At 59.5% G+C, this 22,452-nt stretch carries 22 protein-coding genes; 13 read left to right on the top strand and 9 right to left on the bottom strand.

All coding sequences use genetic code 11. The annotated features are described in order from the left end of the window. Window positions 1–17: 17 nt before the first annotated feature. Complete coding sequence (gene ettA / locus AC3WMV_RS16420) at window positions 18–1,682, top strand: energy-dependent translational throttle protein EttA (RefSeq protein ID WP_003228391.1); 1,665 nt, start codon at window positions 18–20, stop codon at window positions 1,680–1,682. Window positions 1,683–2,028: 346 nt separating this feature from the next. After that, complete coding sequence (gene gdhA / locus AC3WMV_RS16415; protein WP_103370556.1) at window positions 2,029–3,366, top strand: NADP-specific glutamate dehydrogenase; 1,338 nt, start codon at window positions 2,029–2,031, stop codon at window positions 3,364–3,366. Here the strand turns inward: gdhA and AC3WMV_RS16410 are convergent. From AC3WMV_RS16410 to AC3WMV_RS16395, 4 genes are all read right to left on the bottom strand, one after another. Beyond that, window positions 3,363–3,857: a GreA/GreB family elongation factor gene (locus AC3WMV_RS16410; RefSeq protein WP_103367283.1), complete on the bottom strand. Its 495-nt coding sequence runs from the start codon at window positions 3,855–3,857 to the stop codon at window positions 3,363–3,365. The two genes, gdhA and AC3WMV_RS16410, sit on opposite strands and share 4 nt — an antisense overlap. Window positions 3,858–3,928: 71 nt before the next feature. Next, entirely contained in the window at window positions 3,929–4,285 is a 357-nt protein-coding gene (locus AC3WMV_RS16405) for a hypothetical protein (RefSeq protein ID WP_007963787.1), read from the bottom strand. A 218-nt stretch (window positions 4,286–4,503) separates the two neighbouring features. Next, window positions 4,504–6,357, bottom strand: coding sequence for an Lnb N-terminal periplasmic domain-containing protein (locus AC3WMV_RS16400; RefSeq protein ID WP_103367285.1), 1,854 nt, complete (start codon window positions 6,355–6,357; stop codon window positions 4,504–4,506). Between the two features lie 260 nt (window positions 6,358–6,617). Continuing rightward, window positions 6,618–7,106, bottom strand: coding sequence for a DUF3015 domain-containing protein (locus AC3WMV_RS16395; protein WP_007909797.1), 489 nt, complete (start codon window positions 7,104–7,106; stop codon window positions 6,618–6,620). A 277-nt stretch (window positions 7,107–7,383) separates the two neighbouring features. On the opposite strand from AC3WMV_RS16395, the gene AC3WMV_RS16390 reads away from it, so the two are divergent. After that, on the top strand, window positions 7,384–9,822 hold the full coding sequence (locus AC3WMV_RS16390) for a Lon protease family protein (protein WP_027612829.1): 2,439 nt from the start codon (window positions 7,384–7,386) through the stop codon (window positions 9,820–9,822). Window positions 9,823–10,086: 264 nt separating this feature from the next. Beyond that, on the top strand, window positions 10,087–10,416 hold the full coding sequence (locus tag AC3WMV_RS16385; protein ID WP_007963794.1) for a PA4575 family protein: 330 nt from the start codon (window positions 10,087–10,089) through the stop codon (window positions 10,414–10,416). Window positions 10,417–10,422: 6 nt separating this feature from the next. Here the strand turns inward: AC3WMV_RS16385 and AC3WMV_RS16380 are convergent, their stop codons facing one another. Then, window positions 10,423–12,255, bottom strand: a complete 1,833-nt coding sequence (locus tag AC3WMV_RS16380) for a hypothetical protein (protein ID WP_103367286.1) — start codon at window positions 12,253–12,255, stop codon at window positions 10,423–10,425. A gap of 174 nt (window positions 12,256–12,429) precedes the next feature. On the opposite strand from AC3WMV_RS16380, the gene AC3WMV_RS16375 reads away from it, so the two are divergent. The 3 genes from AC3WMV_RS16375 (at window position 12,430) to bamJ (ending at window position 14,098) form a co-directional block, all read left to right on the top strand. Continuing rightward, window positions 12,430–12,918: a TIGR00645 family protein gene (locus AC3WMV_RS16375; protein WP_007963798.1), complete on the top strand. Its 489-nt coding sequence runs from the start codon at window positions 12,430–12,432 to the stop codon at window positions 12,916–12,918. Window positions 12,919–13,053: 135 nt separating this feature from the next. Then, window positions 13,054–13,359: a DUF6482 family protein gene (locus AC3WMV_RS16370; RefSeq protein ID WP_096795239.1), complete on the top strand. Its 306-nt coding sequence runs from the start codon at window positions 13,054–13,056 to the stop codon at window positions 13,357–13,359. Between the two features lie 121 nt (window positions 13,360–13,480). Continuing rightward, a complete protein-coding gene (gene bamJ / locus AC3WMV_RS16365) occupies window positions 13,481–14,098 on the top strand; it encodes a BamJ family beta-barrel-assembly machinery protein (protein ID WP_003228367.1) in 618 nt (205 codons plus the stop codon). 136 nt (window positions 14,099–14,234) lie between these two features. Here bamJ and AC3WMV_RS16360 read toward each other — a convergent pair whose 3' ends face one another. The 3 genes from AC3WMV_RS16360 to AC3WMV_RS16350 form a co-directional block, all read right to left on the bottom strand. Further along, entirely contained in the window at window positions 14,235–14,492 is a 258-nt protein-coding gene (locus AC3WMV_RS16360; RefSeq protein WP_003228365.1) for a PA4570 family protein, read from the bottom strand. A 207-nt stretch (window positions 14,493–14,699) separates the two neighbouring features. Further along, window positions 14,700–15,041, bottom strand: a complete 342-nt coding sequence (locus AC3WMV_RS16355) for a zinc ribbon domain-containing protein YjdM (RefSeq protein ID WP_025108781.1) — start codon at window positions 15,039–15,041, stop codon at window positions 14,700–14,702. A gap of 180 nt (window positions 15,042–15,221) precedes the next feature. Continuing rightward, a complete protein-coding gene (locus tag AC3WMV_RS16350) occupies window positions 15,222–16,190 on the bottom strand; it encodes a polyprenyl synthetase family protein (RefSeq protein ID WP_003228362.1) in 969 nt (322 codons plus the stop codon). Window positions 16,191–16,431: 241 nt separating this feature from the next. Between AC3WMV_RS16350 and rplU the strand changes: the two genes are divergently transcribed. From rplU to AC3WMV_RS16325, 5 genes are all read left to right on the top strand, one after another. Next, on the top strand, window positions 16,432–16,743 hold the full coding sequence (gene rplU / locus AC3WMV_RS16345; protein ID WP_003228361.1) for a 50S ribosomal protein L21: 312 nt from the start codon (window positions 16,432–16,434) through the stop codon (window positions 16,741–16,743). 35 nt (window positions 16,744–16,778) lie between these two features. Further along, the gene (gene rpmA, locus AC3WMV_RS16340) at window positions 16,779–17,036 is read left to right on the top strand and encodes a 50S ribosomal protein L27 (RefSeq protein ID WP_003228360.1); all 258 of its coding nucleotides are present in this window, start codon (window positions 16,779–16,781) and stop codon (window positions 17,034–17,036) included. A 194-nt stretch (window positions 17,037–17,230) separates the two neighbouring features. Beyond that, window positions 17,231–18,454 (top strand): Obg family GTPase CgtA, encoded by a 1,224-nt coding sequence (cgtA, locus tag AC3WMV_RS16335; RefSeq protein ID WP_097089258.1) that lies wholly within the window; start codon window positions 17,231–17,233, stop codon window positions 18,452–18,454. 137 nt (window positions 18,455–18,591) lie between these two features. Continuing rightward, window positions 18,592–19,710, top strand: coding sequence for a glutamate 5-kinase (gene proB, locus AC3WMV_RS16330; protein ID WP_027612826.1), 1,119 nt, complete (start codon window positions 18,592–18,594; stop codon window positions 19,708–19,710). Between the two features lie 12 nt (window positions 19,711–19,722). Beyond that, on the top strand, window positions 19,723–20,190 hold the full coding sequence (locus AC3WMV_RS16325) for a CreA family protein (RefSeq protein ID WP_003228353.1): 468 nt from the start codon (window positions 19,723–19,725) through the stop codon (window positions 20,188–20,190). A 183-nt stretch (window positions 20,191–20,373) separates the two neighbouring features. Here AC3WMV_RS16325 and rpsT read toward each other — a convergent pair whose 3' ends face one another. Then, window positions 20,374–20,646, bottom strand: coding sequence for a 30S ribosomal protein S20 (gene rpsT, locus AC3WMV_RS16320; protein ID WP_003228351.1), 273 nt, complete (start codon window positions 20,644–20,646; stop codon window positions 20,374–20,376). A 252-nt stretch (window positions 20,647–20,898) separates the two neighbouring features. Between rpsT and murJ the strand changes: the two genes are divergently transcribed. Then, window positions 20,899–22,437, top strand: coding sequence for a murein biosynthesis integral membrane protein MurJ (murJ, locus tag AC3WMV_RS16315; protein WP_097089255.1), 1,539 nt, complete (start codon window positions 20,899–20,901; stop codon window positions 22,435–22,437). Window positions 22,438–22,452 lie beyond the last annotated feature (15 nt).

Genomic DNA, 22,452 nt, shown 5'->3' with positions numbered 1-22,452 from the left:
CTGACCCAAGGTTCTCCATGGCTCAATACGTCTTCACCATGCATCGGCTGGGCAAAGTTGTTCCGCCGAAGCGGGAAATCCTGAAAAACATTTCGCTGTCGTTCTTCCCCGGCGCCAAGATCGGCGTACTCGGCCTCAACGGTTCGGGTAAATCCACGTTGCTGAAAATCATGGCCGGCGTCGACACCGAGTTCGAGGGCGAAGCCCGTCCGATGCCGGATCTGAACATCGGTTATCTGCCGCAAGAGCCACAACTTGATCCGACCAAGACCGTGCGTGAAGTGGTCGAGGAAGCCGTCAGCGTGATCAAGGATGCGCAAGCGCGTCTGGACGAGGTCTACGCCGCTTACGCTGACCCGGATGCCGACTTCGACAAGCTGGCTGCCGAACAGGCCAAGCTCGAAGCGATCCTGCAGGCCAGCGATGGTCACAACCTGGAGCGTCAACTGGAAGTCGCCGCTGACGCCCTGCGTCTGCCGGCCTGGGACGCCAAGGTCGAACACCTGTCTGGTGGTGAAAAACGTCGTGTGGCCCTGTGCCGTCTGCTGCTGTCCGCTCCGGACATGCTGCTGCTCGACGAACCGACCAACCACCTGGACGCTGACTCCGTGGCGTGGCTGGAGCACTTCCTGCACGACTTCCCGGGCACCGTGGTCGCGATCACGCACGACCGTTACTTCCTGGATAACGTTGCTGGCTGGATTCTCGAACTCGACCGCGGCGCGGGCATTCCTTACGAAGGCAACTACTCGGGTTGGCTCGAAGCCAAGTCCGATCGTCTGGCGGCCGAATCCAAGCAGCAGTCGGCTCACGAAAAAGCCATGAAGGAAGAACTGGAGTGGGTGCGCAAAGGCGCGAAAGCCCGTCAGTCGAAATCCAAGGCTCGTCTGCAACGCTTCGAAGAAATGCAGTCGCAGGAATTCCAGAAGCGTTCGGAAACCAACGAGATCTACATCCCGGCCGGTCCGCGTCTGGGCGACAAGGTCATCGAATTCAAGAACGTCACCAAGGGCTACGGCGATCGCGTGCTGATCGACAACCTGTCGTTCTCCATGCCGAAGGGCGCCATTGTCGGCGTGATCGGTGGTAACGGTGCCGGTAAGTCGACCCTGTTCCGCATGCTGATGGGCAAGGAAACTCCGGATTCCGGCACCATCGAAGTCGGCGAAACCGTGCAACTGGCCTGCGTTGACCAGAGCCGCGAAGACCTCGACGGCAGCAAGACCGTGTTCCAGCAGATCTCCGACGGTTCCGATCAGATCCGCATCGGCAACTACGAGATCCCATCGCGCACTTATGTCGGTCGCTTCAACTTCAAGGGCGGCGACCAGCAGAAGTTCGTCAAGGACCTGTCCGGTGGTGAGCGCGGTCGTCTGCACCTGGCGCTGACCCTGAAGGAGGGCGGCAACGTCCTGCTGCTCGACGAACCGTCCAACGACCTCGACGTTGAAACCCTGCGTTCGCTGGAAGAAGCCCTGCTGGACTTCCCGGGCGCCGCCATTGTGATCTCTCACGATCGCTGGTTCCTGGACCGCGTCGCGACCCACATCCTGGCGTACGAAGACGACTCGCAAGCGGTGTTCTTCGAAGGTAACTACACCGAGTACGAAGCCGACCGCAAAAAGCGTCTTGGCGAAGCGGCGGCCCAGCCACACCGGGTACGCCACAAAAAACTGGCCTGATTCGGGTTGGTTGGATGAAAAAGCGGAGCCTTCGGGCTCCGTTTTTTTTGAGTTTTTTTCAGTGATACCGAGTCGTGGCCATCGCGAGCAGGCTCACTCCTACAATTGAAATACGGTCCCCTGTAGGAGTGAGCCTGCTCGCGATAGCGGTGTAACTGCTGGTGCATCACTTCAATTTGAACTCCCCATTCAGGTGCAATATCAGTCCAAAAAGCCCTCTGATTTATATCCTGTGCACCATTTAATTTCATAACTGCGACATTTTGCGCTGTTCCTGTGCGCAAATCGTTTGTTACAGTCCGGCTCAATCGCTTCCAACGACAATAAATTTGCCGAGACTTTTCCCATGATCGAATCCGTCGAATCCTTCCTCGCCCGCCTGAAAAAACGCGACCCGGATCAACCCGAATTCCACCAGGCCGTCGAAGAGGTCCTGCGCAGTCTGTGGCCGTTTCTCGAAGCCAATCCGCGTTACCTGACCTCAGGCATTCTGGAGCGCATCTGCGAGCCGGAGCGCGCAGTGGTGTTCCGCGTGTCGTGGGTCGACGATCAGGGCAAGGTCCAGGTCAATCGCGGGTTCCGCATTCAGATGAACAGCGCGATCGGCCCGTACAAGGGCGGCTTGCGCTTCCATCCTTCGGTGAACATGGGCGTGCTGAAGTTTCTCGCCTTCGAACAGACTTTCAAGAACTCCCTGACCTCATTGCCCATGGGCGGCGGCAAGGGCGGTTCGGACTTCGATCCGAAGGGCAAGAGCGACGCCGAAGTCATGCGTTTCTGCCAGGCGTTCATGAGCGAGCTGTACCGCCACATCGGCGCGGACGTTGACGTGCCGGCCGGCGATATCGGTGTCGGGGCGCGGGAGATCGGTTTCCTGTTTGGCCAGTACAAACGCCTGAGCAACCAGTTCACCAGCGTGTTGACCGGTAAAGGCATGACCTATGGCGGCAGCCTGATTCGCCCGGAAGCCACCGGTTTCGGTTGCGTGTACTTCGCCGAGGAGATGCTCAAGCGCCGCGGGCAGACCGTCGAAGGCAAGCGCGTGGCGATCTCCGGTTCCGGCAACGTCGCGCAGTACGCGGCGCGCAAGGTCATGGACCTGGGCGGCAAGGTGATTTCGCTGTCCGACTCCGAAGGCACGCTGTACTGCGAATCGGGCTTGAGCGAAGAACAGTGGCAGGCGCTGCTGGAGCTGAAAAACGTCAAACGCGGACGCATCAGCGAACTGGCCACGGCGTTCGGTCTGGAGTTCCGCGCCGGTCAGTTGCCCTGGTCGCTGTCGTGCGACATCGCGCTGCCGTGTGCCACGCAGAACGAACTCGATGCAGACGCCGCACGTACGCTGCTGCGCAACGGCTGCGTATGCGTGGCCGAGGGCGCGAACATGCCGACCACGCTTGCGGCTGTGGATATCTTCGTCGAGGCCGGCATTCTGTTCGCCCCGGGCAAGGCGTCGAACGCCGGCGGGGTCGCGGTCAGCGGTCTGGAGATGTCGCAGAACGCCATGCGCCTGCTGTGGACGGCGGGTGAGGTGGACAGCAAGCTGCACGCGATCATGCAGTCGATCCACCACGCCTGCGTGCATTACGGCGAAGAGAACGGACGGATCAACTACGTCAAAGGCGCGAACATCGCCGGCTTCGTCAAAGTCGTCGATGCGATGCTCGCGCAGGGTGTGGTTTAAGCCGATTCGATGCGAATCACTTCAATCAGCTGATCGCCAGCGGGGCGCTGCCACAGCACTTCGTCATTGAGCCGGGCGCCGAGCAGCGCCCGGCCCAGCGGCGAAGCCCAGTTGATCAGGCCCTGGCTGGCGTCGGCCTGATCTTCGCCGACCAGTTGCACCCGACTTTCGGTGTTGTGTTCGTCGGCGTAGGTCACCCAGCTGCCGATCTGCACTTTATCGGTCGAGATCGCCGGGGCCGCGACCTGTGCGCTGGCGAGGCGTTGGTTGAAGTAGCGCAAATCTCTTTCGAGATCGGCCTGGCGCTGCTTGTCGGCCTGTTCGCCCTTGGCCGATTGCTCGGCGTGCAGGGCTTGCAGTTCGGCGACTTTGGCCTGCAACTGCACCAATCCTTGGGGGGTGACGTAATTGGGCTGCGCACTGACCTGCCGTTCGACGGGCTGATCGGCTTGCGCAGCGGCGTTATCTTCGTTGACGAAAGCGCGGCTCATGCTGTCCTCCTCTGCAAAGAGTTTGGGCCATGGTCGCCGGCATTTGGTTTCACTGGATGTCTGGAAGCGACCTATTGCGAGCGATAAGCCCGCCCGGCGTCCTGATCTTTCTGCTGCTGCCAGGCGCGCTCGCGTTCGTCCCAGTGCTCGTTGCGATACTCTTCGCGATCCTTGTTTTCCAGCATTGCCTGGCACTGGCGGAAGCCGTCGGTCCAGCCTTCGGCGTATTGCTTGTCCTTGAGATAGCGCGGCACGTTCTTGCGAAACTCGCCACTGATCGAACCGGCGGCTTGCCGGCCACTGACGCAGCCATCGTCAAAACCGTCGGCGAAGGCCGGTGGATAACCTTTGGCGATCAAGTCTTCGTGGGTGGTCTGGCAACCCCCGAGCAACAGCAAAACACCCAGCAATCCCGCACACCGCCACATCGCACTCTCCCGCGCCGATTCTCGGCTGATAGGGAAAGTCTAGAAGCGGATTCGTCGGGCGTTGGTGAAAGACATGTAAGTAATTCGTTGAACACTGGAGATCCCTGTGGGAGCGGGCTTGCTCGCGAAAGCGGTGGGTCAGTCGAGATTTGAATCGCCTGACACGACGCCTTCGCGAGCAAGCCCGCTCCCACAGGGGGTATTGATTAGGCTTCAGATCAGTAGTGGTACCACTTCACCTCAAGCATCACTTCGGTTTCCGGTGTCGCCACATGACTGAAGTCACGCTGCGCACTCAGGCGCAAACCGAGGTTGCGCGACAGCTCCCATTGCTGATTCAGGCTCAAGCTACGGCGCACTTCACCATTGAAGAAGTAATCGCCCTTGGCTTCCAGGCTGAGATTGCCCAACGGGTTTTTCCACAACACGCCGGTATTGAAACCGCCGGCCGGGGAGACGAACTCGGCGAAGTCATTGTTGTGTTCAACGCGCACGGTGCCGAGGGCAAAACCCAATACGTCATCACCTAACTCCCAGGTACCGCCACCACCACCGTTGACGTGGCTGACCAGCGTCTCGTCATCATGCTTGCCCGGCACTCGCTCAAGGCCACCGGTGACTTGCCACGACAGAGGCTGCAGCAGTTCATTGCGCGGGGTCAGCGAGCGGATGGTCGCCAGGTCCAGTTGCTGGAACTGCCACTGGTTGCCTTCATACTGGCGCAGCTTCATCTGTAGAATTTCGATCTGCGCGCCGAGGGGGAAGCTCTCGGCGTTGTCATTGAGATCGTGATAGGCCATGCGCAAGCCGTACTCGCCGAATGCACGATCACCGCGGGTGCCGATGCCGGCCTGCCAGGTGCGTGATTCATGGCCGTCTTCCGGCAGGCCCGGTTGTGGAATCTGCAACTCCGGCGCCGGGTTCTTGTTGATCGCCCGCAGCAGTTCGAAGCTGCGCTGTGCACGTTGCGCATCACGTTCCTGCCCGTTGGCGCGGTAACGCTCCAGACGATAGGCGGCATCGATGATCAGCGCCTGACGATCCCGGGGCAGGGCCTTGAAGGTCGGCTCCTGCAACACCTGTTGATCGGCGCTGACCTTCAGCACCCATTGCTGTTCTTCCTTATTCAACGGCTCGGCGCGGCTGAGCAGTTCACGCTCGCGGGACGGACGATATTCGATGCTTTCCACCAGCCCGGCCTCTTTCACCGCTTTGACCGTATCGGTAGGGATAGCGGTCAGCGGGAATTGCTCGGTCAGGCGCAGGCTTGGACGTGCCACTTGCAGCAGTTCGAGCAGGCGATAGGAGCAGTTTTCGTCGAAGAAGAAATAGTCGAACTGGATCTGCTTCAGCTCCCACACATGCTCGACCATGCGCGCGGTTTCTGCTTGCGTCAGGTTCAACCGGTACTCCCACAGGTCGCGGTTTTCCAGGCTGCGGTACTCGGAGAGTTTTTCCTGATACGGCACCAGCGCAAAAAGCCCCGGGTAGCCGCCCATCAAGCCTTTCCAGGCGTAGAGAATGCTGTTGTCCGAGCCTTCGATGTAGGCGCCGAAATTGATCGCGTAACTCAGCAGTGAGGTCTTGTCGGCCTGCACGTCAGCCTGGTCGATGCGCAGCAGGGTGTGGCCGAACATCGACGACGGGCTGTTGAGGTAGGCCGCCGGGAAGATCATCACCGCGCTGTGCGGCGAGACGTCCTTGAACCACTTCTTGAATTCGGCGCAATCGGGGGCGGGCAGATCGGTCAGGTTGAGCTGGGCTTTCAGCCAGCGGGTACGCGCCGGGTAGACGCATTGCGCATGCTGCTCGCCGAGACTGGCCGGGGCGTACAGCGCCTGCACGGTGGCGGCCAGCTCATGGTCGGGGTGTTCGTTGCCATCGGGCGCAAGAAAGAATTTCCTGTCGCTGACGTAGCTGCGCCAGCCGCCAAGCTTGGCGGTTTCGTAATGACCGAGGGAAATCCAGAAGCGGTCGTTGGCCAGTTGCTGCAAACGTTGAGGGTCGATGTGAGGCGCGGCGGACAGCGGGGCGCAGACACAGAGCGCCAGCCAGGCAAGGCGTTTGAGCATAAGTGGCAACTTAAGTCGAAAGAAAAAAACCGGATCGGGCTGCGATCACTCCCTGTGGCGAGGGGATTTATCCCCGATGGGCTGCGAAGCGGCCCTCATACCTGCAAAACTCGGTGTATCAGATACACCCAATTGAATGGTTTTACGACTGCTACGCAGCCGATCGGGGATAAATCCCCTCACCACAGGTTCAGCGTCACATTCGAGTGATTGCACTCAAAACAAAACCCGCTTCCCGAAAGAAGCGGGTGGGGTCGAGCTTAAGCCTGAGTTGCGTACTTGGCCAGACGTGGGTCCGACTTCAGCACGGCCAGGGTGTTGGTATGCACGTCTTCTGCGGTCACGTCAGCCTTGCTGAAGATCTGCTGGAAGTGCTCGTGAGTGACAGCAGCGAAGTGCGCACGGTCTTCCGGCGCCACGCCCAGTACCACGGCGTAGGTCGTCAGCGCTTCGCCGTTGCCCTTGGCCATGTCTTCGGACAGCTCGTTCATCATGCCATTCATGGCGAACCAGGATTTACCGCCGTAGGTCAGCGACGCGTTGGTCGAGCAACCGTTGGTGCCGGAAGTCATACCGAACGTAGCGTTACCGGAGGTGCCGTTAGTGGTGGATGCCAGGAAGTGTGCCGGGGTGCCACGCTGACCTTCGAACAGCATGTTGCCCCAACCGCAATCCGGGCCACCCGGGGCTTGCGCCATGGCGTTGATGGATACAGCGGTGAAGAGAGTACCGAGAAGAATCCGTTTCATAGCTTTGTTCTCTTTGTGTGCATACCAATGGACAGGGTTCTGACACCTGAAGGTGCCAGTGGGCCAGTATTCGTTCCAGCCGCGCAGTTTGGAGTTTAGGCACGTTCCAGGGGTTCCGTGAGTTTTTACAAAAGATTTGGCGATAACCCCGATTTGCCGGGGGGCGGGGCAGGGTCACCCGGTTGTCTATGCTTTGTCGTGTGGCGCGCCTTGCCAGTGGGGCACGGGCAGCGCCAGAATGCCGCTATCCGCCCCGCCTGATTGTTAAGGAAGCCCGATGCCTGATCCTGTTGCTGCCAGCCTGCGTATAGCGCCCGAAGCGCTGACTCGTCCGTTTTCCGCTGAACAGTTCAGCTTCACTACCACCAATGATCTGGAGCCCTTTCGCGGTGTGCTCGGCCAGGAACGTGCGGTCGAAGCCTTGCAGTTCGGTGTGGCGATGCCACGCCCCGGTTACAACGTCTTTGTCATGGGCGAGCCCGGCACTGGCCGCTTTTCGTTCGTCAAACGCTACCTGAAGGCCGAAGGCAAGCGCCTGCAGACCCCGGCGGACTGGGTCTACGTCAATAATTTCGATGAGCCGCGCGAGCCCCGCGCGCTGGAATTGCCTTCTGGCACTGCGGCTTCGTTCATCGGTGACATCAACGGCCTGATCGATAACCTGCTGGCAACCTTTCCGGCCGTGTTCGAACACCCGTCCTACCAGCAGAAGAAAAGCGCCATCGACCGCGCCTTCAACCAGCGCTACGACAAGGCCCTCGATATCATCGAGCGGCTGGCGCTGGAGAAGGACGTCGCCCTGTACCGCGACAGCAGCAATATCGCCTTCACGCCGATGCTTGAAGGCAAGGCGCTGGATGAAGCGGAATTCGCCCAATTGCCGGAAGCCGAGCGCGAACGGTTTCACGAAGACATCTCCGGCCTCGAAGAGCGTCTGAACGAAGAACTCGCCAGCCTGCCGCAGTGGAAGCGTGAGTCGAACAATCAACTGCGTCAGCTCAACGAGGAAACCATCACCCTGGCCTTGCAGCCGTTGCTCTCGCCGTTGTCCGAGAAGTACGCGGAGAACGCTGCGGTCTGCGGTTACCTGCAAGCGATGCAGGTGTACTTGCTGAAAACCGTGGTCGAGCAACTGGTCGACGACAGCAAGACCGACGCCGTGGCGCGCAAGCTGCTGGAAGAGCAATACGCGCCGAGCCTGGTGGTCGGTCATCCGGCCAGCGGCGGGGCGCCGGTAGTGTTCGAGCCGCACCCGACTTACGAAAACCTGTTCGGGCGCATCGAGTACACCACCGATCAGGGCGCGCTTTACACCACTTACCGGCAGTTGCGTCCAGGTGCTTTGCATCGGGCCAATGGCGGTTTTTTGATTCTTGAAGCGGAAAAAATGCTCAGCGAGCCGTTCGTGTGGGACGCGCTGAAACGCGCCCTGCAATCGCGCAAGCTGAAAATGGAATCGCCGCTGGGCGAGATGGGCCGTTTCGCCACGGTGACCCTCAACCCGCAACACATTCCGTTGCAGGTCAAAGTCATCATCATCGGCGCGCGACAGTTGTATTACACGCTGCAGGACCTGGATCCGGACTTCCAGGAGATGTTCCGCGTGCTGGTCGACTTCGACGAAGACATCCCGATGGTCGACGAAAGCCTGGAGCAATTTGCCCAGTTGCTGAAAACCCGCACTTCGGAAGAAGGCATGGCGCCGCTGACCGCCGATGCGGTGGCGCGTCTGGCGACCTACAGTGCACGGCTGGCCGAGCATCAGGGGCGTTTGTCGGCGCGGATCGGCGATCTGTTCCAACTGGTCAGCGAGGCGGACTTCATCCGTCATCTGGCCGGCGATGAAATGACCGATGCCGGGCACATCGAGCGTGCGCTGAAAGCCAAGGCCACTCGCACCGGTCGGGTCTCGGCGCGGATTCTCGACGACATGCTCGCCGGGATCATCCTGATCGACACCGACGGCGCGGCGGTCGGCAAGTGCAACGGGCTGACTGTGCTCGAAGTGGGTGATTCGGCGTTCGGTGTGCCGGCGCGGATTTCCGCCACGGTGTACCCGGGCGGCAGCGGTATCGTCGACATCGAGCGCGAGGTCAACCTCGGTCAGCCGATCCACTCCAAGGGCGTGATGATCCTCACCGGGTATTTGGGTAGCCGTTACGCCCAGGAATTCCCGCTGGCGATTTCCGCGAGCATCGCGCTGGAGCAATCCTACGGCTACGTCGATGGCGACAGTGCGTCGCTGGGCGAGGCTTGCACGCTGATTTCGGCGCTGTCGAAAACTCCGCTCAAGCAGTGCTTTGCGATCACCGGTTCGATCAACCAGTTCGGCGAAGTGCAGGCGGTCGGCGGGGTCAACGAGAAGATCGAAGGCTTCTTCCGTCTCTGCGAAGCACGCGGGCTGACCGGCGAGCAGGGCGCGATCATTCCGCAGGCCAACGTCGCCACGCTGATGCTCGACGAGAAGGTGCTGGCGGCGGTGCGCGCCGGGCAGTTCCACGTGTATGCCGTGCGTCAGGCTGACGAAGCGCTGAGCCTGTTGGTCGGCGAGCCGGCCGGTGAGCCGGATGCTGACGGTCAGTTCCCTGAAGGCAGCGTCAATGCGCGCGTGGTCGAGCGTCTGCGGGTGATTGCCGAGATGATCAGTGAAGACGATCTGAAAGAGGCGGAAAAGGAACTGGCGCAGGAGGCACTAGCCGAAGCCAAACCAGCCTGACCACAAACGCGGTAAAAACTGTGGGAGGGAGCAAGCCCCCTCCCACAGTTGTTTTTCCAGATTGATTTTTGCGCTGATCTTCGGGAAAAGTGCCACTACTCTGACGTCAGAATTCACACAATGACCATTCGGCGCCTTCTGGTTCTATCCGGCTTGCGCGACGGACTTTTCTTCTATTCTCTGCTCAAGGACATCGACAGTATCACTGGATCGAAACAGCCTTCGCGTGAAGGCTGAATACAGGCTTTACCGAGGGTCGCCGCCATGTCGCGCAACCTCTGCCTCACCCGTCAATGCCTGGGTCTTGTGACCCGCATCGAATGCGCCATCAAACCGCTGGCCGGCGATAACGGCATGTGGACCTTGCTCTTCGCTGCCGGCATGGCCGGCGAACAACCCTCCGCCATCAAGGCCCAGGGCCCGTTTCACGGGCCGGTCGCCGCCGAGTCGATTCTCGACACTATTGTGGAAAGCCTGACGATGCACGGCTACGAGCTGGCCGACGATCCGCAGATCTGGAGCCTGCACCTGCAGGCACAGTTGCGCCAGATCAATGGCGGGCGTGGGCGTACGGTCGGCGTGTTCGACCACTAGGCGCAATCATGGCGCGGAGTCGGACTGCTGCGCCTTGTCGAGTTTGACCTCAAAGCCGTATTGCACGGTATTGAGCTCGGTCCGCTGATAGGTCTCCACGTGCGTTGGACGACCATAGAAGTAATGCACGCCGAACAGCGCCGGGCCATCCGCACTCGCGTCATGACTGACCGAGAGAATCTGTTTCAGGTAGTTGCCGCTGTCGTCCTTGACGAAGAATCGCCAAGCGTTGGCCGGAAATAGTTTCAGGTCCACCACCAACGTGTTGTTCTTGATCTCCAGGCCTTTGGGCAGGGATTTGGCGTCGTAGGCTTTTTTCTCCACGCTGGCGAGAAACAGCGGCATAGACCCCACGGCAATCGCCGGGGTTTCCGGGAACAGGTTCAAATCGTAAGTAATGGTCGCTTGCAGCGGATCGACCTGATACGCCTCGGGTGGCAGTTCGATCGGCTCATCGAGTTTGCCGCTGCGTTTCTCGGTGAAGAACGTCACGGGACTCTCGCCGGGGCTGAAATCATCACCGAGCAATTCATCGTTGAAGGTTCGCCGGTGAGAGAACTCGATGCGTGCAGCGCTCGGATCTTCCACGGACTGATGGATGCGGATACCAGCCTTCAACGCTTCCTCGGTGAGGCTCGCGCCTTTGAGCCAGTTCGGCGCCAGATCGTCATAGACGACCACCGCCGGGTCCAGCGGTTGGATGGCTTTTTCGGTGGTGTGCTGGCTGAAAGTGCGCACTGGCAGATCCAGTGTTTTGCGGGTCACGGTTGCCGATGAGAAATCCAGCACGCTGACTTCGAGGGTGTCGATGGGGCCGTTGAAGTAGACCTTGTTGTAGCGGCGCGGATGCTGCTGCTCGAAGGTCTGCTGTTCGTCCTCGAGCTGTTTTTCCAACGCCTCGCTCCAGGTTTTCTGCTGTTGCAGATGCGCCAGTTGTTTCTCGTAGAAAGCGACTTGTGCCGGGCTCTCATTGATTGAGCCGGCGCGCACCAGGTATTGCCCGTTGGTGTCACGGGCCTGAACGATGACTGGATTGAGTTGCGCACCCTCGACCTCAGGGGCCAGTGGCAGGCTGTTGCTGAATTCGACTTCGGCGTAGTTCTTTTCAAGCTTCAGCAGGGTGACGCTGAGGTTGTCATCGGTGCGGGTCTGGCCGACGTCCTTCTGGCTCAGGTTGAAGCTGAACAGGCGGCGCGGCGCGATGACTTCGACTTTGCCTTGCAGGCTCACCGGTTGTGGCTGGCTCTTGTTGTCCACGTTCAGCCCTTCGATGAACGGGTAGGTCACGGTCAGGTCATCGGGGTTGTTGACGTTGGAGCTGGACGGGCTCAACTGAATGCCGGGATCGGTTTCCGACCACTCCGGCTGATAGGCGATCACGCGCTTGTTGCTCAGGGTCACCGACTGCCATTCCACGCCGTGCGGGAATAGAAAGCCGCCGGGAATGTTCAGGTTGAACGGGAATACCGGTTGCAGGTCGGTAAGGTAATCGGAGCTGGCGTCCTTGTGCAGCACGAACAGGCCGTTGATAAAGGTATCGACCAGCGCCTGCGGCGAAGGGTAGTGCTTGAGGATGCCGAGGGTGTCTTCGCCGTAGACGGTTTTCAGCGGGGTGCTGTCGAGCTTGAGCTGCGCGCGTTCGAGCAGCAGCAGCGAACCACCGAGTTCGGTCACGGCGTCCTTGAGTTTCGGGTCGGTAATGGCGTCCAGTGAGTGTTCGAAGGTTGCCGTCTTCGCGTCGAGGCTGACCGAGGGCTTTTTCTCATCGCCGGGTGAGCAGCCACCCAGCAGCAGAACGAGGCAAACTCCGGCAGTCGTCAACGGTAATCGCACATGCATTTCCAGTCGTCCTGTCCACTTTCGCTAGGCGGTCAATGGTTTGGACAGTAGCAGAAAAAAATTCACACACACACGCAGGTTGCGGTGATGGGAGGTGCGAGCCGGGCGGTTTCTGGCGGTCACGGGCGGCTGGTATACTCGCCGCCGATTTCAATCCTTATTGTGTGAGAGTCAATGGAACGCTTTATCGAAAATGCAATGTACGCCACGCGCTGGCTGCTGGCGCCGATCTATATCGGGCTGTCCCTCGGGCTGCTGGCGCTGGCATTGAAATTCTTCCAGGAAGTGTTTCATGTCATTCCCAACGTGTTTTCCATGGCCGAATCGGATCTGATTCTGGTGCTGCTGTCGCTGATTGACATGGCGCTGGTGGGCGGCTTGTTGGTGATGGTGATGATTTCCGGCTACGAGAACTTCGTGTCCGAGCTGAACATCGACGAAGGCAAAGAGAAGCTCAGCTGGCTGGGCACCATGGACTCCTCGTCGCTGAAGATGAAAGTGGCGGCGTCGATCGTGGCGATTTCCTCGATCCACCTGCTGCGGATCTTCATGGATGCCAAGAACGTCGATCCCGAGCACCTGATGTGGTACGTGATCATCCACATGACCTTCGTGATTTCGGCGTTCGCGATGGGTTATCTGGACAAGCTCACCAAGCACTGATCATTGGCTGATCGCTGCAAAAACACCGCCCGTCTGTTGCGAAACAGACGGGCGGTGTCGTTTGTGGCTTGTGCTTTGGTGCGCGCGGGCATATCCCTGTAAGGGTCCTGGCTCGCCATCGCACGAGGTGCGTTCATGAACCTGCAAGAGTTGAATGCGTTTGCCATCGCCAGAAAGGTCGATGAGCTGAACCTGATCTCCATGGAGGGCGGGATTTATCTGCTCGAAGCGCGGATGCACGGGGCGGCGTATCCGCTGAGTGATCTCAAGGGCGAGATGCTGCAGCTGCGTTCGGTGGAGCATGCACGGGATCTTTTGCATAACTTTCCGGTGCTGCCGTTCAACCTCGTACACACCTCGGTGCACGACGAAATGTGCGGCCTGGGCGTCAGTGACGAGGAAAGCCTGAAAGTGCCGCTGGCCTGGCGCTCGGCCCTGTAGGCGTTGCGCCCCATCGCCGGGCATCTGTGCTAGTCTGCTCGCCCTTTTGGTTCCGGGCGCGCCGGGACGCGCTGTGCACGCACGGCAAGTCTGATGGCCGTCCGCACAGCGGAGCAGTGTCATGTCCGAAGTAAATCTGTCCACCGACGAAACCCGCGTCAGCTACGGTATTGGCCGTCAGCTGGGTGACCAGCTGCGCGACAACCCGCCACCGGGTGTCAGCCTGGACGCCATCCTGGCCGGTCTGACCGACGCATTCGCCGGCAAGCCAAGCCGTGTCGATCAGGAAGCCATGTCCGCCAGCTTCAAGGTTATCCGCGAGATCATGCAAGCCGAAGCCGCCGCCAAAGCTGAAGCGGCTGCCGGTGAAGGCCGTGCTTTCCTGGCTGAAAACGCCAAGAAAGAAGGCATCACTACTCTGGCTTCCGGTCTGCAATTCGAAGTGCTGACCCAGGGCGAAGGCGCCAAGCCGTCCCGTGAAGACACCGTGCGTACTCACTACCACGGCATGCTGATCGACGGCACTGTGTTCGACAGCTCCTACGATCGTGGCCAGCCAGCAGAATTCCCGGTTGGCGGCGTGATTGCTGGCTGGACCGAAGCTCTGCAACTGATGAACGCCGGCAGCAAATGGCGCCTGTACGTGCCGAGCGAACTGGCTTACGGCGCTCAAGGCGTCGGCAGCATCCCGCCGCACAGCGTTCTGGTATTCGACGTCGAGCTGCTGGACGTTCTGTAATGCCTGGCCTGTCCCGGTGACAGGTCAATAATGTGGGAGCGGGCTTGCTCGCGAAGGCGTCCTTTCAGGCAATCATCCGTTGCCTGACACAGCGCTTTCGCCAGCAGGCTGGCTCCCACAGTTTTTTCCGCGCTACTCATATTTCGATCTTGTGATGCAGCTCATTGGTCGGGCGCAAGGCCCGGGCATAGCAGAACAGGAACAGATTGCGCACCAGCTCCTTGAGCACCAGCGGTTCGCTGGAATTCAGGCTGCTGACGTCCAGATCACCCTGATCCTGCAGCTCATGCAGGGCTTCTTCTTCCAGTACCGCACAGACTTCGCCGGTTTCCCGATGCAGGATCCTGAGGTACGGGTGTGGGCGATCCAGCCAGGCGTCGATCAAATAAGTCATGGTTCTCATCTCCTTGAAAGGTTTCAATGAGAATAATTCTTATTCGTCAAATAGCAAGTGCCTATTGGCGGAATGCGATTTTTTCCGGGTAAAGATTGCGTAAGGTCAAAACGGCTGGCGTCTGGCTATTACGCGGGAATGCGGGAGGGGAAAGCGGGGAGGGCGGAGCACCATCCCGCGTCGGGCGCGGGATGGCTGACAGCAGGATCAGACCTTTCTGACGAACTCGGACTTGAGCTTCATCGGGCCGATGCCATCGATCTTGCAGTCGATGTCGTGGTCGCCGTCGCACAGGCGGATGTTCTTGACCTTGGTACCGACCTTGACCACCAGCGAGGTGCCCTTGACCTTCAGGTCCTTGATCACGGTAATGGTGTCGCCGTCCTGAAGCACGTTGCCGACCGAATCTTTCTTCACGGCATCATCGGATGCCACTTCAGCTTCGCCGCTGGCCGACCACTCGTGGGCGCACTCAGGGCAGATCAGTTGGGCACCGTCTTCGTAGGTGTATTCGGAATTGCATTTCGGGCAGGGTGGCAACGTGCTCACTAAGGCTCCTTGATAGGGGATCGCTAAAAGTCGCACATTGTATAGGGTTTTACGCGCAGGAGGGCATATCGCAGAAACAACTGTGGGAGCGGGCTTGCTCGCGAATGCGGTGTGTCATTGAACATTAATGTTGAATGACAGGTTGCTTTCGCGAGCAAGCCCGCTCCCACAGAAGGCAGATCAGTGCGTGCGGGCGACCGCAAATTCGCTCAATTCCACCAGTGCATCGCGGTATTCGCTGGCCGGCAGCGCGTCGAGGCACTTGATCGCACGGGCCACGTAGTCGCGGGCCAGTTGCGCGGTGTACTCCAGCGAACCCGAGGCTTCCACGGCGATGCGGATGCTTTCGAGGTCTTCGATCCCGCCTTTCTGGATCGCCTGACGTACCAGAGCAGCTTGCTCCGGCGTACCTTCGCGCATGGTGTAGATCAGCGGCAGGGTCGGCTTGCCTTCGGCCAGATCGTCACCGACGTTCTTGCCCAGAGTCTCGGCATCACCCTTGTAGTCCAGCAGGTCATCGACCAGCTGGAACGCCACGCCGAGGTGATCACCGAAGGTGCGCAGGGCTTCGCTCTGCTCGGCGGTGGCACCGGCCAGTGCGGCGGCGCTGTGGGTCGAGGCTTCGAAAAGCATCGCGGTCTTGCCGCGGATGACTTCCATGTAGGTTTCTTCGGTGGTGCTGGCGTCGCGTACCTTGGACAGTTGCAACACTTCGCCTTCGGCGATGATGCGCGTGGCCTGGGACAGGATCTTCATCACCGGCATCGAGCCCAGCTCGACCATCATTTCGAACGAGCGCGAGTACAGGAAGTCGCCGACCAGCACGCTCGGGGCGTTGCCCCACATGGCGTTGGCGGTCGAGCGGCCACGGCGCATGCCGGACATGTCGACCACGTCGTCATGCAGCAGGGTCGCGGTGTGCAGGAATTCGATGGTGGCGGCCAGCAGGCGCATGTCGTCGCCTTCGCGACCCAGGGCCTTGCCGCACAGCAGCACCAATAAAGGACGCAGGCGTTTGCCGCCAGCCGAGGTGATGTAATCGCCGATTTTCGATACCAGCGGCACTCGGGAAGTCAGCTGCTTCTTGATGATGCCGTCGACGGCGTTAAAATCGTCCGCCACCGCGCGGTAGAAAGCTTGGGGTTGCATCAGCGACAGTTGCTCCAGAAGGGTTGCGCGGCATGCTAGGACCCACACCGGGGCCTGTCAAGGCGCGATGGACGGCCACTTGCGTGACTCTCGCGGCTTGCGTACAATCGCGCACCCTGAACTTCCTGGGCAGCACCTGCCTTACGCAATTGCACTTGGGCCGTTCCAGCCCCATGCAGCCATGCCAGCCAATACCTCTTCTTATAAAGAGCTGGGTGAGCAGGATTATCGGAGAAATACCATGTACGCAGTAATCGTTACCGGCGGTAAGCAATACAAGGTCGCTGAAGGTGAATACCTGAAGATCGAAAAACTGGAAGTCGCTACTGGCGAATCCGTGACTTTTGACCGCGTTCTGCTGGTCGCCAATGGCGACGACGTGAACATCGGCGCACCTGTTGTTGCTGGCGCAACCGTCAAGGCTGAAGTGATCTCCCAAGGTCGTCACGATAAAGTCCGCATCATCAAGTTCCGTCGCCGTAAGCACCACATGAAGCGTATGGGCCACCGCCAGTGGTTCACCGAGATCAAAATCACCGGTATTCAGGCTTAATTACAGCCTAATTCCTCACTAGGAGAATTGAACTCATGGCACACAAAAAAGCTGGTGGTAGTACCCGTAACGGTCGCGACTCAGAAGCCAAACGCCTTGGCGTGAAGATGTATGGCGGCCAGGTCATCAAGGCCGGCAACATCATCGTGCGTCAGCGCGGCACCCAATTCCACGCTGGCTACGGCGTTGGCATGGGTAAGGATCACACCCTCTTCGCGAAAATCGAAGGCGTGATCAAGTTTGAAGTAAAAGGCGCCTTCGGTCGTCGTTACGTGAGCGTTGTCGCGGCTTAATCGCGAGATCGCTGGAAGAGCCCTGTCTTGCGACGGGGCTTTTTCGTTTGTGGGGTGAGTCTCTTGCAAAACTGTTTGTATGGGCTGTCGGCGTGCGATGCAGGTCGTGTTTTGGGGTCGCTGCGCTCATTTTTGCAAGAGTCTTATGTCTTGATTGTTTTTCGGCTCGTCCGTATGGCGAGAGGCGTTGAGTTATGAAGTTTGTAGACGAAGTATCGATCCGCGTAAAAGCTGGCGACGGCGGCAATGGCTGCATGAGTTTCCGTCGGGAAAAATTCATTGAAAACGGCGGCCCGAACGGCGGTGATGGCGGTGACGGCGGTTCCATCTACATGATGGCCGACGAAAACCTCAACACCCTGGTCGACTACCGTTACACCCGGCACTTCGATGCCGAGCGTGGCTCCAACGGCGGCAGCACCGATTGCACCGGCAAGAAGGGTGAAGACCTGATCCTGCGCGTGCCGGTCGGTACCACCGTGATCGACTCGGCCACCCAGGAAGTAATTGGCGACCTGACCAAGGCCGGCCAGAAGCTGATGGTGGTGCAGGGCGGTTGGCACGGTCTGGGCAATACCCGTTTCAAATCCAGTACCAACCGTGCGCCGCGCCAGACCACTCCGGGTAAGCCGGGTGAGCAGCGTGACCTGAAACTGGAAATGAAAGTGCTGGCTGACGTTGGTCTGCTGGGCTTGCCGAACGCCGGTAAAAGTACCTTTATCCGTTCGGTGTCGGCGGCCAAGCCGAAAGTCGCCGACTACCCGTTCACCACGCTGGTGCCGAACCTGGGTGTGGTCAGCGTTGATCGCTGGAAAAGCTTCGTCATCGCCGACATTCCGGGGCTGATCGAAGGTGCGTCCGACGGTGCCGGACTTGGCATTCGCTTCCTCAAGCATTTGGCGCGTACGCGTCTGTTGCTGCACCTTGTCGACATGGCGCCGCTGGATGACACCAGCGCACCGGACGCGGCTGAAGTGATCGTCAACGAGCTGGTCAAATTCAGTCCGTCGCTGGCCGAGCGTGATCGCTGGCTGGTGCTGAACAAGTGCGACCAGATTCTCGAGGAAGAGCACGAAGAGCGCGTCAAGGAAATCGTTGATCGCCTGCAGTGGGAGGGTCCGGTCTACGTGATCTCGGCCATCGCCAAAGAAGGCACCGAGCGCCTGACGCGCGACATCATGCGTTATCTGGAAGATCGTGCCGATCGCCTGGCTAACGACCCGGTGTACAAGGAAGAGCTTGCCGATCTCGATCAGCGCATCGAAGACGAAGCCCGTGCACAGTTGCAGGCGCTGGATGACAAGCGTGCTCTGCGTCGCAGCGGCGTGAAGTCGGTCCACGACATCGGCGACGATGACTGGGACGAAGAAGATGTGGATGATGAAGACGGTCCGGAAATCATTTACGTGCGCGACTGATTCGTTGCAGTAAACTTAAGCGCCGCTCAATCGAGCGGCGTTTTAGTATCTGGAAATCGATCGTTGGTCACCAATAGCCACGATTAACGTCACGGGCAGCGCTGGGTCGCGCTGTCCTCAAGCTAAGGTTGAAGATGATGCGGAGCAAAGTGACAGGTGCGCAGCGTTGGGTCGTGAAGATCGGCAGCGCTTTGCTGACAGCTGATGGCAAAGGGCTGGATCGTGCGGCAATGAGTGTATGGGTCGAGCAGATGGTCGCCCTGCATGAGGCGGGTGTCGAGTTGGTGCTGGTGTCCTCCGGGGCAGTGGCTGCCGGCATGAGCCGCCTGGGCTGGACCGCACGACCCAGTGCGATGCACGAGCTCCAGGCCGCTGCTGCAATCGGCCAGATGGGCTTGGTGCAGGCCTGGGAGTCGAGCTTTGCCGAGCATGGCCGGCACACCGCGCAGATTCTCCTGACTCACGATGACCTGTCCGACCGCAAGCGCTACCTCAACGCCCGCAGCACCCTGCGTGCGCTGGTCGAGCTGAAAGTCATCCCGGTGATCAACGAAAACGACACCGTGGTCACCGACGAAATCCGTTTCGGCGACAACGATACGCTGGCGGCGCTGGTGGCCAATCTGGTCGAGGCTGATCTGCTGGTGATCCTCACCGATCGCGACGGCATGTTCGACGCCGATCCGCGCAACAATCCTGATGCGCAACTGATTTACGAAGCGCGCGCCGATGATCCGACCCTGGATGCGGTGGCGGGCGGCACCGGTGGCGCACTGGGGCGCGGTGGTATGCAGACCAAGCTGCGTGCGGCGCGGCTGGCGGCGCGCTCCGGGGCGCACACGATCATCGTTGGTGGGCGTCTGGAGCGAGTACTCGATCGCCTGAAGGCTGGCGAGCGCATCGGTACGCTGCTGTCGCCTGAGCGCGGCATGCTGGCGGCGCGCAAGCAGTGGCTGGCCGGGCATCTGCAGACTCGCGGCACGCTGGTGCTGGACGAAGGCGCGGTGTCGGCGTTGTCGCAGGGCAACAAGAGTCTGTTGCCGGTCGGCGTCAAATTGGTCCAGGGCAGCTTCCGGCGTGGCGAGATGGTGGTCTGCGTGGCGCCGGACGGTCGTGAGATTGCCCGTGGCCTGGCCAACTACAGTGCGCTTGAGGCGCAAAAAATCATTGGTCAGTCGTCAGATGCAATTGTCGGCGTGCTGGGCTACATGGCTGAGCCGGAACTGGTTCACCGTGACAACCTGATTCTGGTCTAAGGGAAAATACGCATGCGCATGGCTAAAGGATTGTTGGGTCTGCTGATGGCGCTGCCATTGCTGGCCTCGGCCGAGGAAATCGGTCAGGTGTCGACGGTGTTCAAGTTCGTCGGCCCGAATGACCGGATCGTGGTCGAGGCTTTCGATGATCCGAAGGTCGACGGTGTGACCTGCTACCTGTCTCGCGCCAAGACGGGAGGGGTGAAGGGTGGTCTGGGTCTGGCCGAGGATCGCGCCGAGGCGTCGATCGCCTGTCGTCAGGTCGGTCCGATCAAGTTCAAGGGCGAACTGAAGGATGGTGATGAGGTGTTCAAGGAGCGCACATCGCTGGTGTTCAAGACCATGCAGGTGGTGCGTTTCCTCGACAAGAAGCGCAATACGCTGGTGTACCTGGTTTACAGCGATCGCGTGATCGAAGGCAGCCCGCAGAATGCGGTAACCGCGATTCCGATCGTGCCGTGGGTACCCGTCCAGCAGTAACAACGCAAATCCGGAATGTGGGAGCGGGCTTGCTCGCGAAGAGGTCGTGTCAGTTGCTAGAGATGTCGGCTGACAGATTGCATTCGCGAGCAAGCCGGCTCCCACTTTTTTGAGTGCGGGATTCACCAAATCGCAGGCAATAAAAAACCGACCCTAAGGTCGGTTTTTTAATGACTACGTCGATTAAGCAGCTTCTTTCAGTGCCTTGACGTGGCCATTCAGACGGCTCTTATGACGAGCAGCCTTGTTCTTGTGGATGATGCCTTTATCGGCCATACGGTCGATAACTGGCACAGCCAGAACGTATGCAGCTTGAGCTTTTTCAGCGTCTTTTGCGTCGATGGCCTTAACTACATTCTTGATGTAGGTACGAACCATGGAACGCAGGCTGGCGTTGTGGCTGCGACGCTTCTCAGCCTGTTTTGCACGTTTTTTGGCGGAAGGTGAGTTGGCCACCGTCGAGCTCCTCGAAAGACTTTTTAGGAAATAGCAAACAAAATAGGCCGCGAATCATGCCGATGAAGAGAAGTCTTGTCAAGGGCGCTTGAAACGTTCCGCTAAGTGGTAGGTGTAAAGAGGCGGGATATTTATTTCCGGCGCTTGACCTGTAAACTCGCGAGCTTTGGCTCTGTGCTGTTGCGGCGCAGAGTATCGCACAAGTAGGCGCATTGTTCGCCTGCTGTTTATCGACAGGCACACATTCCCTCAATGAATCTGCTCAAATCGTTGGCCGCCGTCAGCTCTATCACCATGCTTTCCCGGGTTCTCGGGTTCGTCCGTGACACGCTCATCGCTCGCACGTTCGGCGCCGGAATGGCCACGGACGCCTTCTTCATTGCCTTCAAATTGCCCAACCTGCTGCGGCGAATCTTCGCCGAGGGCGCGTTCTCGCAGGCCTTCGTACCGATTCTGGCGGAATACAAGAGTCAGCAGGGTGAAGAGGCGACCCGTACCTTTATTGCTTATGTATCGGGCCTGCTGACGCTGGTGCTGGCGCTGGTTACCGCGCTGGGCATGATCGCCGCACCGTGGGTGATCTGGGCCACGGCGCCGGGTTTTGCCGACACGCCGGAAAAATTCCAGCTCACCTCCGACCTGCTGCGGGTGACGTTCCCTTATATATTGCTGATCTCTCTGTCCTCGCTGGCCGGGGCGATCCTCAATACCTGGAACCGCTTTTCGGTGCCGGCGTTCGTGCCGACCCTGCTCAACGTCAGCATGATTGTGTTCTCGCTGTTCCTCACGCCGTATTTCGATCCGCCGGTGATGGCCCTCGGCTGGGCGGTACTGGTCGGTGGTCTGGCGCAGTTGCTCTATCAACTGCCGCACCTGAAAAAGATCGGCATGCTGGTGCTGCCGCGCTTGAATCTGCGCGATAGCGGCGTCTGGCGAGTGATGAAGCAAATGCTGCCGGCGATCATCGGTGTCTCGGTCAGCCAGATTTCGCTGATCATCAACACCATTTTTGCCTCGTTTCTGGTCGCCGGCTCGGTGTCGTGGATGTATTACGCCGACCGTTTGATGGAATTGCCGTCCGGTGTGCTCGGCGTAGCGTTGGGCACCATTTTGCTGCCGACGCTGGCCAAGACTTATGCGAGCAAGGATCGCCACGAATATTCGCGGATCCTCGACTGGGGGCTGCGCCTGTGCTTCGTGCTGGTGTTGCCGTGTGCACTGGCTCTGGGAATTCTCGCCGAGCCACTGACCGTCTCATTGTTCCAGTACGGTCAATTCAGCGCGTTTGATGCGTCCATGACCCAGCGTGCGCTGATTGCCTATTCTGTCGGTCTGCTCGGAATTATCGTGATCAAAGTGCTGGCGCCGGGCTTTTACGCGCAACAGAACATCCGCACCCCGGTAAAAATCGCAATCTTCACACTGGTGTGCACACAGCTGTTCAACCTGATGCTGATCGGCCCGCTGGCTCACGCCGGGCTGGCGCTGGCGATCAGTGCCGGTGCCTGTCTGAATGCCGGGCTGTTGTTCTATCAACTGCGCAAGCAAAAGATGTATCAGCCGCAACCAGGCTGGTACACATTTGGCTTCAAACTGGTGGTGGCAGTGGCGGTGATGTCGGCGGTATTGCTGCTGGGCATGCATTTCATGCCGGCCTGGGATCAGGGGCACATGCTGGAGCGCTTTCTGCGTCTGGGGGCGCTGGTGGTTGCTGGTGTGGTGGCGTATTTCGGTATGTTGCTGCTGCTCGGTTTCCGTCTGCGCGACTTCAATCGCAAGGCTTTGAGCTGAGGTTTCAGCCTTTAT

The sequence above is a fragment of the Pseudomonas sp. FW305-3-2-15-E-TSA4 genome, assembly GCF_058787295.1.
The sequence above is the reverse complement of the archived record's forward strand: the minus strand, read 5'-3'. Positions and strand labels throughout refer to the sequence as shown.